The 14,177-nt window shown below is 70.2% G+C and carries 12 protein-coding genes; 6 read left to right on the forward strand and 6 right to left on the reverse strand.

Annotated elements, in window-relative coordinates:
- Nucleotides 1-7 precede the first annotated feature (7 nt).
- Both ACFU5M_RS02410 and ACFU5M_RS02415 read right to left on the reverse strand, forming a co-directional pair.
- Complete coding sequence (locus tag ACFU5M_RS02410) at nucleotides 8-679, reverse strand: potassium channel family protein (RefSeq protein WP_379042365.1); 672 nt, start codon at nucleotides 677-679, stop codon at nucleotides 8-10.
- A 2-nt stretch (nucleotides 680-681) separates the two neighbouring features.
- Nucleotides 682-1,347 (reverse strand): potassium channel family protein, encoded by a 666-nt coding sequence (locus tag ACFU5M_RS02415; RefSeq protein WP_379042368.1) that lies wholly within the window; start codon nucleotides 1,345-1,347, stop codon nucleotides 682-684.
- Nucleotides 1,348-1,508: 161 nt separating this feature from the next.
- Here ACFU5M_RS02415 and ACFU5M_RS02420 point away from each other — a divergent pair, with 161 nt between their 5' ends.
- Together ACFU5M_RS02420 and ACFU5M_RS02425 are read left to right on the forward strand one after the other, a co-directional pair.
- On the forward strand, nucleotides 1,509-3,497 hold the full coding sequence (locus ACFU5M_RS02420) for an APC family permease (protein WP_379042371.1): 1,989 nt from the start codon (nucleotides 1,509-1,511) through the stop codon (nucleotides 3,495-3,497).
- Between the two features lie 19 nt (nucleotides 3,498-3,516).
- Nucleotides 3,517-4,929, forward strand: coding sequence for a class I SAM-dependent RNA methyltransferase (locus ACFU5M_RS02425; protein WP_379042374.1), 1,413 nt, complete (start codon nucleotides 3,517-3,519; stop codon nucleotides 4,927-4,929).
- A gap of 4 nt (nucleotides 4,930-4,933) precedes the next feature.
- Here the strand turns inward: ACFU5M_RS02425 and ACFU5M_RS02430 are convergent, their stop codons facing one another.
- The gene (locus tag ACFU5M_RS02430; RefSeq protein WP_379042377.1) at nucleotides 4,934-5,737 is read right to left on the reverse strand and encodes an enoyl-CoA hydratase; all 804 of its coding nucleotides are present in this window, start codon (nucleotides 5,735-5,737) and stop codon (nucleotides 4,934-4,936) included.
- A 122-nt stretch (nucleotides 5,738-5,859) separates the two neighbouring features.
- On the opposite strand from ACFU5M_RS02430, the gene ACFU5M_RS02435 reads away from it, so the two are divergent.
- The gene (locus tag ACFU5M_RS02435; RefSeq protein WP_379042380.1) at nucleotides 5,860-6,159 is read left to right on the forward strand and encodes a DUF1330 domain-containing protein; all 300 of its coding nucleotides are present in this window, start codon (nucleotides 5,860-5,862) and stop codon (nucleotides 6,157-6,159) included.
- 128 nt (nucleotides 6,160-6,287) lie between these two features.
- On the opposite strand, the gene ACFU5M_RS02440 is transcribed toward ACFU5M_RS02435, so the two are convergent.
- Nucleotides 6,288-6,962, reverse strand: a complete 675-nt coding sequence (locus ACFU5M_RS02440; RefSeq protein ID WP_379042383.1) for an SIMPL domain-containing protein — start codon at nucleotides 6,960-6,962, stop codon at nucleotides 6,288-6,290.
- Nucleotides 6,963-7,290: 328 nt separating this feature from the next.
- On the opposite strand from ACFU5M_RS02440, the gene dxs reads away from it, so the two are divergent.
- The gene (dxs, locus tag ACFU5M_RS02445) at nucleotides 7,291-9,186 is read left to right on the forward strand and encodes a 1-deoxy-D-xylulose-5-phosphate synthase (RefSeq protein ID WP_379042386.1); all 1,896 of its coding nucleotides are present in this window, start codon (nucleotides 7,291-7,293) and stop codon (nucleotides 9,184-9,186) included.
- A 22-nt stretch (nucleotides 9,187-9,208) separates the two neighbouring features.
- Here the strand turns inward: dxs and ACFU5M_RS02450 are convergent, their stop codons facing one another.
- Together ACFU5M_RS02450 and ACFU5M_RS02455 are read right to left on the reverse strand one after the other, a co-directional pair.
- A complete protein-coding gene (locus ACFU5M_RS02450) occupies nucleotides 9,209-10,447 on the reverse strand; it encodes an HRDC domain-containing protein (RefSeq protein ID WP_379042389.1) in 1,239 nt (412 codons plus the stop codon).
- Nucleotides 10,448-10,585: 138 nt separating this feature from the next.
- Nucleotides 10,586-11,224: a DUF3000 domain-containing protein gene (locus ACFU5M_RS02455; protein WP_379042392.1), complete on the reverse strand. Its 639-nt coding sequence runs from the start codon at nucleotides 11,222-11,224 to the stop codon at nucleotides 10,586-10,588.
- Nucleotides 11,225-11,356: 132 nt separating this feature from the next.
- On the opposite strand from ACFU5M_RS02455, the gene hemE reads away from it, so the two are divergent.
- Both hemE and ACFU5M_RS02465 read left to right on the forward strand, forming a co-directional pair.
- Complete coding sequence (gene hemE, locus ACFU5M_RS02460) at nucleotides 11,357-12,412, forward strand: uroporphyrinogen decarboxylase (RefSeq protein WP_379042395.1); 1,056 nt, start codon at nucleotides 11,357-11,359, stop codon at nucleotides 12,410-12,412.
- A 279-nt stretch (nucleotides 12,413-12,691) separates the two neighbouring features.
- A complete protein-coding gene (locus ACFU5M_RS02465) occupies nucleotides 12,692-14,053 on the forward strand; it encodes a protoporphyrinogen oxidase (RefSeq protein WP_379042398.1) in 1,362 nt (453 codons plus the stop codon).
- Nucleotides 14,054-14,177: the final 124 nt, after the last annotated feature.

Consider the following 14,177-nt stretch of genomic DNA (forward strand, 5'->3'; position numbering starts at 1 on the left):
CGGGGAGTTATGGCCTGATGCCGTGGTTGGCGAGTTCCAGCCGGAGATCTTCCTCGGCTTCCACCGAGGTCACGAACAGCAGCTCGTCGTCGCCTTCCAGCGCGTCGTCCGGCTGCGGCACGATCACGCGCCCGCCGCGCAGAATGGTCACCAGGGCGGCGTCGCGCGGCAGGGTGAGCGTGCGCACCGGTTTGCCCGCCAGCGCGGTGTCCGCGGGCAGCGTCATCTCGACCAAGTTCGCCTGGCCCTGACGCAGCGTCATCAGGCGCACCAGATCGCCGACGGACACCGCCTCCTCGACGAGGGAGGCGAGCAGCCGGGGTGTGGACACCGCGACGTCCACGCCCCAGGAACCGTCGAAGAGCCATTCGTTGCGCGGGTCGTTGACGCGTGCCACCACCCGCCGCACCCCGAACTCGGTCTTGGCCAGCAGGCTGTGCACCAGGTTGGCCTTGTCGTCACCGGTGGCCGCGATGACCACCTCGTAGGTCTCCAGCCCGGCTTGCTCCAGCAAAGCCAGTTCACACGCGTCCGCGTGCACCCAGAACGCGTCCGGGATCGCGGCGGAATCGATGTGCTCGAGTTCGCGTTCCAGCAGCATGACCCGGTGCCCGCCACGCAGGAGTTCCCTGGCGATCGACCGGCCGACGGCGCCTGCTCCGGCGATGGCCACTTTCATGTTCAGTCCTCGCTCGCTGGGGGCTTCGTGGCCAGGGCGACGGCCTCGCCCACGGTGCCGGATGCGGCTGCCACATAGACGATGTCATCGGCCTGGATGATGGTCTTGCTGTCGGGGAGCAGTGCCTGGCCGAACCGGATGATGAAGGCCACCCTGGCCGCGATGGTCTGCTCCAAGTCGCGCACGGTGCGGCCGTACCACTCTTCGTGCAGCGTCAGCTGGGTGACGGCAACCGTTCCCGTGGGGTCGCGCCAGGTGGTGGTACCGGTATCGCCGATGAGTGCGCGCAGGAAGCGGTCGGTGGTCCACGGGACCGTGGCGATGGTCGGGATGCCGAGCCGCTCGTAGACCGCGGCGCGCTTGGCGTCGTAGATGCGGGCGACCACCCGCTCCACCCCGAACATCTCCCGTGCGACTCGCGCGGAGATGATGTTCGAGTTGTCGCCGGAGGAGACCGCGGCGAACGCGTTCGCCCGCTCGATTCCCGCCTTTATCAGCACATCTCGATCGAATCCGACACCTGTCACCCGCTCACCGGGGAAATCCGATCCCAGGCGCAGGAAGGAACTGGAATCCCGATCGATCACGGTGACTTCGTGACCTACGCGGACCAGGGCCTGGGCCAGCGACGAGCCGACGCGCCCGCACCCCATGATCACTACGTACACCGTGCAACCTCGTTCCTGGAACCATGGTGTTCGGTCTGGTTTGCTGTCCGGTCGAACGCTACCCGTCGAATGATTCCACCGGCCACGTTCCCCCTCCGGCCGGCGAGCAAACCTGCGAGCCACGCGCGCGATCCACCGTGCGGGGGCCTATGCTCGCTCCAGTGTCCAAGTTGACGACGGCAGCGAAGCGAGTGCTGCTGGGCAGGCCTTTCCGTAGCGACTCGCTGGGTCACACGCTGCTGCCGAAGCGAATCGCGCTCCCGGTGTTCGCCTCCGATGCCATGTCATCGGTGGCCTATGCCCCCGAAGAGATCTTCCTCGTGCTGTCGGCCGCCGGAGTGACGGCGTACCTGTACGCGCCGTGGGTGGGATTGGCGGTCGCCTTCGTCATGGCGGTGGTGGTGGCCAGCTACCGGCAGAACGTGCACGCCTACCCGTCCGGCGGCGGTGACTACGAGGTCGCCACCACCAACTTGGGGCCGACCGCAGGCCTGACCGTCGGCAGCGCGCTGCTGGTCGACTACGTGCTCACCGTCGCGGTGTCGATCTCCTCGGCCGCGTCCAACATCGGCTCGGCCATTCCGTTCGTCGCCACCCACAAAGTGCTGTTCGCCGTCGTGGCCATCGCCGTGCTCACCGCGATGAACCTGCGCGGCGTGCGGGAATCGGGCACCACGTTCGCCGTTCCGACCTACGCGTTCATCGCAGGCATGTTCATCATGCTCGGCTGGGGCCTGGTCCGGATTTTCGTGTTGGACGAGGAGTTGCGGGCCGAGTCGGCGGGCTTCGGGTTGAACGCCGAGCACGAGCATCTCTACGGGTTGGCGTTCGCCTTCCTGGTCGCGCGCGCGTTCTCCTCCGGCTGCGCCGCGCTGACCGGTGTCGAGGCGATCAGCAACGGTGTCCCCGCGTTCCGCAAACCGAAGTCGCGCAATGCCGCCACCACGTTGCTGCTGCTGGGGACGATCGCGATCGTGCTCTTGATGGGCATCATCATCCTCGCCCAGAAGATCGGAGTCGTGTACGCGCACAACGTCGCCGATCTGACCGGCGCACCGTCCGACTACCACCAGAAGACGCTGATCGCGCAGCTCGCCGAGACGGTGTTCGAGGGATTCCCGATCGGATTCTTCTTCATCACGACGGTGACCGCGCTGATTCTCGTGCTCGCCGCGAACACCGCGTTCAACGGGTTCCCCGTACTCGGCTCGATCCTGGCGCAGGACCGCTACCTGCCGCGCCAGCTGCACACCAGAGGCGATCGGCTGGCGTTCAGCAACGGCATCCTGTTCCTCTCCGGCGCGGCCATCGCGTTCGTGGTGCTCTTCGGCGCCGAGGTGACCAAGCTGATCCAGTTGTACATCGTCGGCGTGTTCGTGTCGTTCGTGTTGAGCCAGACCGGCATGCTGCGGCACTGGACGCGTCTGCTGCGCACCGAGACCGACCCGGCGCAGCGCGCGCGGATGAAGCGATCGCGGGTGATCAACGCGGTCGGGCTCAGCGCGACCGGAGCGGTGCTGGTGATCGTGCTGATCACCAAATTCTTCGCGGGCGCCTACATCGCCATCTTCACCATGGTCGCCATCTTCGTCGTGATGAAGCTGATTCGCAGGCATTACGATTCGGTCGCGCGGGAGCTGGACGAGCACGAGTGGGACGGCGTGCTGCCCAGCCGCTCGCATTCCATCGTGCTGGTCTCCCGGCTGCATCTGCCGACCCGCCGCGCCCTCGCCTACGCGCGGGCCAGCCGCCCCGACACGCTGGAGGCGGTGACGGTGAACGTCGACGAGGCGGACACCAGGGCGCTGGTGCGGGAATGGGAGAACAGCGATATCACGGTGCCGCTCAAAGTGATCGAATCGCCCTACCGTGAGATCACCAAGCCGGTGCTCGATTATGTGAAACGGGTGCGCAAGGACGCCCCGCGCGACGTGGTGACCGTGTTCATCCCCGAATACGTGGTGGGCCGTTGGTGGGAACAAGTGCTGCACAACCAGAGCGCGCTGCGGTTGAAGGGCAGGCTGCTGTTCGAGCCGGGCGTGATGGTGACCAGCGTGCCGTGGCAGCTGAGCTCGTCCGCGCGGTTGAAGACGCCCGGGGTGGTGAACGCGCCGGGCGCGTTCCGGCGCGGGTACGAGGACCGGACATGACGCCAGTGGAGCATTCGGGATGAGCGATCGGCGGACCAGCACGTTCGAGGTGCGGCTCGGGCCGCCGGGGCACGGTGGCTTCTGTGTCGCACGGCACGAGGGACGTGTGGTGTTCGTCCGGCACGGGCTGCCCGGCGAACTGGTGCGGGTCCGGGTCACCGAGGATCGTGGCGGCTCGTTCTGCCGCGCCGACGCGGTGGAAGTGATCGAGGCGTCTTCGGACCGAGTGCGGTCCACCTGCCCCGTGTCCGGTCCCGGTGGAGCTGGGTGTTGCGATTTCTCCTTCGCTACGCCGGAGGCGCAGCGCGCGCTGAAGGCCACGGTGGTGGCCGAACAGATGCGGCGGCTGGCCGGGATCGAGCGGGAAGTGCTGGTGGAGCCGATCGGGTCCGGCGACGCGATCGGCGGGTGGCGCACACGCGTGCGCCTCGCGGTCGACGCCAACGGACGCGCGGGCGTGCACCGATATCGCAGCACCGGCGTGATCGCGGATCTGCGGTGCCCGCAACCGGTCGCGGGAGCGCTGGACGGCATCGCGGACCGGCAGTGGACCCCCGGCGCCGATTTGGTGATCGCGGTGGACGGTGACGGGATCCGGCATGTCGTCGAGCTGGCGCCGTCCGAGGCCGAGCCGGGCAGCCGTGGCGGGGAGCGCCGCGGCCCGGGCGGCAGCGGGCCGCAGGCGGGTGGCCGGGATCGGCGCGGGGGCGCCGGAAGCGGCCGGCGCGACCGCCCGCACAGCCGCGGCCGGCGCGGCGCGGAGTGGACCGCCGCGGACCCCACCCGCCGCGACGACCGGCGCGCGGCGTCCGCGCGGCGCGCGGCGGCGCACGCGGCGCGCGACGAGTGGGTGTTCGAGGGCAGCGGGCGCGCGGTCGAGTACGTGGCGGGCCGCCGTTGGGAAGTCGCGGCGACGGGCTTCTGGCAAGCCCATCGCGGTGCGGCGCAGCGCTATTCGGACCTGATCGCGGAATGGTCGGAACTCGGGCCAGGCGGGCGGGCCTGGGATCTCTACAGCGGCGCGGGGGTCTTCGCCGCGCGCCTCGCCGAGCAGGCCGGGCGGACCGGTGTGGTGCTCGCGGTGGAGTCAGCCCGGCCCGCGGTGGCCGACGGCGCCGCCGCCTTGCGCGATCTGCCCTGGGTGGAGCTGCGGGCACAGCGGGTGGAGCGTTGGGTGCTCGAGCACGTCGGCGGGGCCGCCCCGGATGTCGTCGTGCTCGACCCGCCGCGCGCAGGCGCGGGCAAAGAGGTGATCGGCGCCGTCACCGCGAGCGGACCGGGGCGGATCGTCCACGTCGGCTGCGATCCCGCCGCGTTCGCCCGCGACCTCGGCCTGTATCAGGCCGCGGGCTACCGGCTGACCGATCTGCGCGCCTTCGACGCCTTCCCCGCGACGCACCACGTGGAATGCCTGGCGCTGCTGCAACGGTGAACGGTCAGTCCTCGTAGACCGGCGGCCTGCGGTCGCGGCGGGCGCGCATCGCCTCGTCGAAATTGCCGGTGGTGAGGCGCACGTAGAGCTGCGCCGTGCCTTCGTGCTGCATGTGTGATTCGAAGCCGCCCGCCTCCATGCCGCTCCACAGCATGCGCTTGGTGAGTTCGGTGCCCACCCGGCTGTAGCCGATGATGCGCTCGGCCAAGTCGAAGCAGGTGTCCAGCAGTTTCGGCCCCTGGACGGTGCGGGAGACCAGACCGATGCGCTCGGCTTCGGTCGCATCGACGTCGCGGCCGGACAGCATGATCTCGAACGCGCGGGACGTGCCGACGGCGCGGGGCAGCAGGTAGCTGAGACCCAGTTCGGCCGAGGTGAGGCCGTTGTTGATGCCCGCGGCGCGGAAATACGCGTCCTCGGCGGCGATCCGGATGTCGGCACCGACGGCCAGGCACAGCCCGCCGCCGATGGCCGCGCCGTTCACCGCGGCGATCACCGGTTGGTGCATCCGCCGCAGCGTGATCAGCACGTCGTTGAGCAGATCCATCGAACGCCGCGCGACACTGCTGACGGTCAGCCCGTCGACGTTCGGCACCGTCCCGGCACCGGTCAGATCGGCTCCCGAGCAGAAGCCGTGTCCCGCGCCGGTCAGCACGACGACCCGCACATCGTTGTCGGCGCGCACCTGCTCCAGCGCCTCGCGCAGCGGAATCATCACGTCGAACGCCATCGCGTTCATCCGTTCGGGCCGATTGAGCGTCACCAGGGCGATGTGGGGCCGTGGTGTGTCGATGAGCACGAACGACATGCGACCTCCCGATCGGTGACGACCTCAATATAGGCACGACGGACCCCGCACAGCGGTGAATTGGCGCGTGCCGCCGCAGGATCCGAGCCGGGGCGCCGGGCCGTCCGATTAGAGTCACAGTCATGACCGTGTACGTAATTGCACAACTGAAGTTCACCGATCGCGCCGCCTACGATCGCTACCAGGCGCGTTTCCTCGACGTCTTCCTCCGCTACTCCGGCACCGTGCTGGCCGCCGACGAATCCCCGCAGACCGTCGAGGGCGTCACCGACCGCGAGAAGGTGGTCCTGATGTCCTTCCCCGACGAGCCGTCCTTCCGCGCCTGGGCCGAATCGCCGGAATATCAGGAAATCTCGAAGGATCGTCACGCCGGAGCGGACACGGTCAGCCTGCTGGTGCGAGGTCTCGGTCACGGATCGTGAACCGGATCCCGGGCGCGAGGCAACGATGATTCATCACGTCCGATCGTGCTGTCCGGCAGGCGCGCAGGACCGGCAACGCGGCGCGGGCGGACCGGTCGGCGACGCCGGACAGCGCACCCACGCTGCCGTCAGTCCAATTGCCAGGTGATGCGGATGCCCGCGGAGATCTCGCTCTCGCCGAGCTCGACCGGGATGGCGGCGGCGCGGTAGGCCTCCATCGGAGCGGACATGGACTGTGCGCGCGGCACCGGAGGCGCGGAGGCGGTGTTCTCGGTGATCTCGACGACCTCGCCGAGCGAGCGCTGCGCGCGCCGGGCGTACTGCTCGGCCTTGGCGAGGGCGTTCTCCCATGCGGCGTCGCGAGCGCGGGTGAGCAGCGACTCCTGGTCGGCGAAGGTGAGGACTAGCCCACCGAGGCGGACGTCGTCACCGCCCGCCTCGACGCAGTTGGCGATGACGGTGCCAGGGGCGGGATCGGCGTCCTCGCCGACGTCGCGCAACGCGACCGTCAGCGACGTGCTCGCGAGATATCCCGTGATGCGGTTGCCCTGTCCCTCGGTCCACACGGTCTCGGTCTGCACCGACAGTCCGCTGGTGGCGATGTCCGCGCCGTCCACGCCGTCGGAGCGCAGCGATCGCGTCACCGCGGCCACGCGCTCACCGGCATGGCTGTAGGCGAGCGCGACCTTGCTCGCCCGCGATTCGACGGAGATCGTCACCCGCATCAGATCGGGGGTGGCGCGGGCGGTGCCGTGCCCGTAGGTCGTGACGGTGCCTGCGCGCGAATCGGTCTTCTTGCCCACAGCGTTCTCCTCGTCGCTCGCTCTCGGTGCGTACCGCACCATCGTGCCTGCTTCGAGGGCCGCGGCGGATGTCGTCTCCCGCGAGAGCTTCGGGCGAGTTGCTCGGGGTGGAGATTGCCGCCGATCGGCGCAGGCACCCGCTTGCTTCTTCGCGCAGCGAGATCACTTGCCCGGGCCGGAACACCTTGTCACTCCGTCCGGGTACCGTATGTCGAGGTTCACATTTCGACGCCATGTCGGTTGGTGTGATCGTTCTCGTGCGGGAGCATCAGCCGCCGCTCCGTAGACTGATCGGATCAGATGCGCTATCCGGAGGGAGCTAGTTCAGGTGGGAGTGCTTTCCCGGGTCGATACGCCCGATGATCTGCGCCGGCTGACCGCGCCGCAAGTGCGTGAGCTGGCGGAGGAGATCCGCGAGTTCCTGGTGCGCAAAGTCGCCGCGACCGGCGGGCACCTCGGCCCCAACCTCGGTGTGGTCGAACTCACCATCGCGCTGCACCGGATCTTCGACTCACCGGCCGACCCGTTGATCTTCGACACCGGGCACCAGGCCTACGTGCACAAGATCCTGACCGGGCGCAAAGATCAGTTCGACTCGCTGCGCAAGCAGGGCGGCCTGTCCGGCTACCCGAGCCGGGCGGAGAGCGCCCACGACTGGGTAGAGTCCTCGCATGCCTCCGCGGCGTTGTCTTATGCGGACGGTTTGGCGAAGGCGTTCGCGCTGAGTGGGCAGGACCGGCACGTGGTCGCGGTCGTCGGCGACGGCGCGCTGACCGGCGGGATGTGCTGGGAGGCGCTCAACAACATCGCCGCCTCGGACCGCCCGGTGGTCGTCGTGGTCAACGACAACGGCCGCTCCTACGCGCCCACTATCGGCGGCCTGGCCGACCGGCTGACCGCGTTGCGCACCCAGCCCGCCTACGAGCACGCGCTGGACGCGGGCAAGCGCATCCTGAAAAGCATCCCGGGGGTGGGGGAATCGGCGTACTCGATGGTGCACGCGGTGAAGGCGGGCATCAAGGACGCGGTCAGCCCGCAGGAACTGTTCAGCGACCTCGGCCTCAAGTACGTCGGGCCGGTGGACGGCCACGACGTCGTCGCCCTGGAGGCCGCGCTGCGCCGGGCCAAGGACTTCGGCGGCCCCGTCGTGGTGCACGCGGTGACGCAGAAGGGCCGCGGCTACGCGCCCGCCGAGAACCATGTCGCCGACCAGATGCACGCCTGCGATCCCATTGATCCGCTGACCGGCGTCCCGGTCGGCGGCCCGAAGGCACGCGGCTGGACCTCGGTGTTCTCCGACGAGCTGATCGCGCACGCCGAGCGCCGCGCCGACATCGTGGCCATCACAGCGGCGATGCCGGGCCCGACCGGGCTGGCCGCGTTCGGGGAGCGCTTTCCCGACCGGATGTTCGACGTCGGCATCGCCGAACAGCACGCCATGGCCTCCGCGGCGGGGCTCGCGCTCGGCGGCATGCATCCGGTGGTGGCGATCTACTCGACGTTCCTCAACCGCGCCTTCGACCAGTTGCTGATGGACGTGGCGCTGCTGAAGCAGCCGGTCACCGTGGTGCTGGACCGCGCGGGCATCACCGGCTCCGACGGCGCCAGCCACAACGGCATGTGGGATCTATCGGTTCTCGGGATCATTCCGGGCATCCGGGTCGCCGCTCCGCGCGACGCCGCGACACTGCGAGAGGAACTGGCCGAGGCGCTGGCCGTCAACGACGGGCCGACCGCGCTGCGTTTCCCGAAAGGCAGCGTGGCCGAGGACATCTCGGCGGTCGAACGGCTCGACGGTATCGACGTGCTGCGGATGGCCGAGCCGGAGGGCGGTTCGGTGCAGGCGGTGCACGGCGATGTCCTGCTCGTCGCGGTGGGCTCGTTCGCCGGTGCGGCCCTGGAAGCGGCGAATCTGCTGGATACCGAAGGGATCTCGGTCACCGTCCTCGACCCGCGCTGGGTGCTGCCGGTCTCCGACACCCTGCTGAAGCTCGCGGAGAACTACCGGATGGTGGTCACGCTGGAGGACGGTGGGCTGCACGGTGGCATCGGTTCTACGGTGTCGGCTCGCCTGCGCAACTCGGGGCTGGACATCCCGACCCGCGACCTCGGAGTTCCGCAGCAGTTCCTCGACCATGCCGCGCGGGGCGAAGTGCACGCCGAACTCGGCCTCACCGGCCCGGATATCGCCCGGCGGATCAGCGGGTGGCTCGCCGCCCGCTGAAGCCGGACCGGTCGGGCGGGTGCTAGTCCGAGGGCAGCAACGCCTCGGCCAGCCGTGGCACGGCCAGCTCTCGCTGCCACGGCCGGGCGCTGCCGGACTTCAGGAATCCGTCGACGGCGGAGGGGTCGACCATGTCGTAGTCGGGCAGCCCGTCCCAGCACAGGCGGCGGACCAGGTCCGGCGCGAGCAAGTTCTCCACCGGGATCGAGTGCTCGCCCGACAGCTCACCCATGGCGGCTCGCGCCCGGGTCAGGCGGGCCGCCGCGGCTGGATCGCGGCGCTCCCAGCGGTTGACCGGCGGCGGGCCGTCGAACGGCTGGGTAAGTGGCGGCAGTTCGCTGTCCGGCAAGGTGCGGCCGCGCTCGATCGCGGCGAGCCATTCGCGCGAGTACCGGCGTTGCCGTGGACCGCCGAACACCGGCAGGGTGCGCAACTGCGCGATGGATCTGGGCTCCGCGGACGCCGCGGCGATGATCGCGGCATCCGGGAGGATGCGGGCGGGCGCCACGTCGCGAGCGCGGGCCAGCGCGTCCCGGGCGGTCCACAGCTCGCGCACCACCGCGAGCTGCCTGGTGCGGCGCAGCGTGTGGATGCCCGAGGTGCGCCGCCAGCGCTCGGCCTTCGGCGCGGGCGGATCCAAGGTGCGGATGTGCTCGAATTCCTGTGCCGCCCAATCCGTTTTGCCCTGCTCGTCGAGAGCGGCGGCCACGGCGTCACGCAGTTCCAGCAACAGTTCGACGTCCAGGGCGGCGTAATTCAGCCAGTCGGCGGGCAACGGGCGGGTAGACCAGTCGGCCGCCCCGTGCCCCTTGCGCAGCGCACGGCCCAGGAGCCGCTCCACCATCGCGGCGAGCCCGACGCGCTCGAAACCCGCCAGGCGTCCGCCCAACTCGGTGTCGAAGAGCCGGGCCGGGCGCAAGCCGAGTTCGGCCAGCCCGGGGAGGTCCTGGTCCGCGGAGTGCAGCACCCACTCCAGGCCGTTGATCGCGTCGGCCAGCGGGCCGAGGGCGTCGGTGACGGGGATGGGATCGATGAGGAACGTGCCCGCGCCCGCGCGGCGCAATTGGATCAGATACGCGCGCGCCGAATAGCGGAACCCGGAGGCGCGCTCGGCGTCCACGGCCAGCGGACCGGTGCCCGCGACCAGCCGGGCGGCGGCTGCGCTGATCTCGGCGGCGGTGTCCAGTACCGGTGGCACGCCCTCCACCGGCGCGAGCAGCGGCGTCGCGGCCGAGGGTTCGGATTGGTCTGGTACGGACATGGTGTTGAACTCTACGTGTCGACTCTACGACGCCGCCGTCCTATCGGCGCATAAGTGTGTCGACCGATCGCGCACGATGTGCCCGGTGAGCCGGGTGACGGCGATTCCGGCGCAGGTCACGCCACACCGGCGGGTTACTCAGGGACGATCGCCGGACAGGCCGGGTGGTATGTGCAGCTGGGTCACCCCGGCCGGCGGTAAGCCCGCCGCGTAGGCCAGCACCTCGCAGAACGCCTCCAGGTGCGGGCGCAGATCGGTGGTGACGGGCGTCCACGAGGCGCGTAGCTCCAGCTGATGGGCGCGCGGCGGCCCGGCGATGTCTCCGTAGCGCACCGAACTGGTCGAGGTCACCGTGCCGCCGAGCGCGGTGAACGGTTCCGTCCGTGATTCCAGGGCGTCCACCAGCCAGCTCCACGCCACCTCGGGCAGCAGGGGGTCGGTGGCGAGCGCCGCGTCGATGTCGGCCTGGATGTAGGCGACCAGACGCAGCGTGCCGTGCCAGGTGTCGTCGCCGTCCGGATCGTGCAGCAAGATCAATCTGCCGAACGCGTCGCCTTCGGAATCGGCTGGCACGACGGGGGTTTCGGGATGGGCGACCTCAGCGCCGATGGCGTACGAGTACGGTGCGAGCCGTTGCGGGGGCCGGATAGGCGCGAGCTCGATCCGAGGATGCACGGTTGCGGTGCCCATCGCCTCGACCGCGGCGCGAAATTGAGCTGGCTCGCCATGAGGTCCTTCGGTCGGTGCGGCGCCGTCGCGGAAGTCGAGCGGTGTCACGAATGCTGACGGTAGACCTTGTGCCCCCGGCGCAGTCGGAGGCGCGCCGCTGCGGGCCACGCGGCGTCCGTGCGGTCATCGCTGCCGCCTCCGCGTCCGCCCCTCCTGCCGGGCCCGCATACGATAGCCGTGATGAGCACTCATACCCGCCGCCGGTTGACCGATGCCCCGTTCCTGGCCGCCGCTACCGGCGCGACGCCCAGCAGGCGTCCGGTGTGGTTCATGCGCCAGGCCGGACGCTCGCTGCCCGAGTACCGCGAGGTGCGCGCGGGTGTCGGGATGCTCGAGTCCTGCTTCGACCCGGAGCTGGTGTGCGAAATCACCCTGCAGCCGATCCGCAGGCACCAGGTCGACGCGGCGATCCTGTTCTCCGACATCGTCGTTCCGCTCAAAGCGGCGGGGATCGATCTGGACATCGTGCCCGGCGTGGGGCCGGTCGTCGCCGCGCCCGTGCGGACGGTCGACGACGTGCGCGCGCTGCCCCGTTTGCGCCCCGAGGAGGTCGGGGCGGTCACCGACGGCGTGCGCTTGCTCATCGACGCGCTGGGGGAGACGCCGCTGATCGGGTTCGCGGGCGCGCCGTTCACCCTCGCCTCCTACCTGGTCGAGGGCGGCCCGAGCAAGAACCACGAGCGCACCAAGGCGATGATGTACGCCGACCCGCAGACCTGGCACGCGCTGCTCGGCGTGCTCACCGATATCACCATCGCGTTCCTGCAGGCCCAGCTGGTGGCGGGGGTGGACGCGGTGCAGCTGTTCGACTCCTGGGCGGGTGCGCTCTCGCTGGCCGACTACCGCCGTTTCGTGCTGCCGCATTCGGAGCGGGTGTTCGCCGAGATCGCCGAGGCGGGGGTGCCGCGCATCCACTTCGGGGTAGGGACCGGTGAACTGCTCGGCGCCATGGGCGAGGCCGGCGCCGACGTGGTCGGTGTCGATTGGCGGGTGCCGCTGACCGAGGCCGTCCGCCGTGTCGGGCCTGGAAAAGCGTTGCAGGGCAATCTCGATCCCGCCGTGCTTTTCGCGGGCCCCGCCGCGGTGGAGGAGCAGGCCCGGCGGATCGCGCGCGAAGCGGACGAGGCGATCACCCTCGGCGCCACCGGACACATCTTCAACTTGGGCCACGGGGTGCTGCCGGAGACCGATCCCGGCGTGCTGACCGCCTTGGTGGAGCTCGTGCACGAGCTGTAGGGGAAGGCCGAAGCGGGCAACCGCAATGCCGGTCGGGAGTCCGCATGCGCTGACTGACCCGCCGGGCCTCGGTCGCCCGAGCCGGTGCACAAGGAGAACCGCGTCCACCGGCTCCACGCGTGTCCGTCCGCCGCGAGGCTCGTCTGATCGGGCGGGGTTCCGGTCCGGGCGGTAGCCGCGTGCGGCACGGCTGCTGTCGCGGTGAACACCACGTGTTACGGGTCATTCGGGCGTCGACCGTTGGACGGTCGCCGTGGCGGGACACGATACGGTCGAGGCATGCGTATCGCGGTGGTCGGCGGTGGGGTCAGCGGGCTGATGGCCGCGTATCGGTTGCGGACGTTGCTCGGGCCGGATGCCGACGTGGTCGTGCTCGATCGCGCCGAACGGGTCGGTGGCATCCTCTACACCGGTGAACTGGCCGGGGAGTCATTGGATCTCGGCGCGGAAGCGTTCGTCGGCCGACGGCCGGAGGTACCCGCGGTGCTGCGGGAACTCGGGCTCGAGTCGCAGTTGGTGACGCCTGCCGGTCTGCGGCCACTGGTGTGGTCCTCCGGAGCCGCCCATCCGCTTCCGGAGGGCACGTTGATGGGTGTTCCATCGAACGCCGAGTCGATGCGCGATTTGGTCGACGCCGAGACGCTGCGGCGGATCGCCGCCGAACCCGACCGGCCGCTGACCTGGAAGCCGGGCTCCGATATCGACGTCTACCATCTGGTCGCCGACCGCTTCGGCACGCAGGTCGCCGAGCGCAGCGTGGACCCCCTGCTCGGTGGTGTGTACGCCGGAAGCTCCCGATCCATCGGTGTCCGCGCCGCGCTGCCCACCCTCGCCGCCGCGCTGGACAACGGCGCGCCCAGCCTCACCGCCGCCGTCGGCGCCGCGCTGCCACCACCTTCGAACGCCCCGGTTTTCGGTGCCATCCGCGACGGGTACCGGGTGCTGCTCGAGGCACTCGCCGAACGCTCCGGGGCGAGGTTCGTCACCGCGACCCCGGGAACACGTCTGGCCAGGGGGCTGCGCGGTTGGGTGGTCGACCCGATCGGTGCCGTCGACGCGGTGGTGCTCGCTACCCCTGCGCCGGTGACCGCGCGACTCCTGAGGACCGTCGCTCCCGCTGCCGCGACGGAACTGGCGGGCGTCGAACTCTCCTCGTCGGCGGTGGTCGCGCTGGCACTGCCCCGCGAGACCGCGCTACCGCAGAACTCCGGCATCCTGGTAGCCACCGGAGAGCCGCTGCGCGCGAAGGCGTTCACCCTGTCGAGCCGCAAATGGACGCATCTCGCGCAACGCGAAACGGCCCTCGTCCGCGTCTCGTTCGGCAAATTCGGGGACGACTCCCCGCTGTCGTGGCCCGATGCGCAACTCGTCACCGCCGCCACCGAGGACCTGGCCACCGTCACCGGGGCAGCCATCGAGCCGATCGAGGCTGTCGTGCAGCGCTGGCCGGGCGGCCTCGCCCAGTACGCGCCCGGCCATCCGGCCCGCATCGCGGCCGTCGAAGCCGAGGTCGCGGCGCTCGACGGGCTGGCGCTAGCGGGCGCGTACCTGCACGGCGTCGGGGTGCCCGCGTGCGTCGCCTCCGGCGCAGCCGCCGCACAGCGGATCGCGGCGACGGTGGGTGCGGACAGCGCGCGCTGAGCGGACCGGGGGCGTGCCCGCCGGGACAACGAGATCCGGTGCGATACCGCTGATGTGATATCGCCGATTTTCGCGGCCCTGCTCGGCAATTCCCGCTGAAGATGCGCACGAATCGGCGTAGCGG

The sequence above is a fragment of the Nocardia sp. NPDC057455 genome, assembly GCF_042802775.1.
Classification (GTDB): Bacteria; Actinomycetota; Actinomycetes; order Mycobacteriales; family Mycobacteriaceae; genus Nocardia.

Coding starts and splice junctions, on each gene's coding strand:
- ACFU5M_RS02410 (WP_379042365.1), bottom strand. CDS start 679: ATGAAAGTGGCCATCGCCGGAGCAGGCGCCGTCGGCCGGTCGATCGCC.
- ACFU5M_RS02425 (WP_379042374.1), top strand. CDS start 3,517: ATGAGCGATCGGCGGACCAGCACGTTCGAGGTGCGGCTCGGGCCGCCG.
- ACFU5M_RS02430 (WP_379042377.1), bottom strand. CDS start 5,737: ATGTCGTTCGTGCTCATCGACACACCACGGCCCCACATCGCCCTGGTG.
- ACFU5M_RS02435 (WP_379042380.1), top strand. CDS start 5,860: ATGACCGTGTACGTAATTGCACAACTGAAGTTCACCGATCGCGCCGCC.
- ACFU5M_RS02450 (WP_379042389.1), bottom strand. CDS start 10,447: ATGTCCGTACCAGACCAATCCGAACCCTCGGCCGCGACGCCGCTGCTC.
- hemE (WP_379042395.1), top strand. CDS start 11,357: ATGAGCACTCATACCCGCCGCCGGTTGACCGATGCCCCGTTCCTGGCC.
- ACFU5M_RS02465 (WP_379042398.1), top strand. CDS start 12,692: ATGCGTATCGCGGTGGTCGGCGGTGGGGTCAGCGGGCTGATGGCCGCG.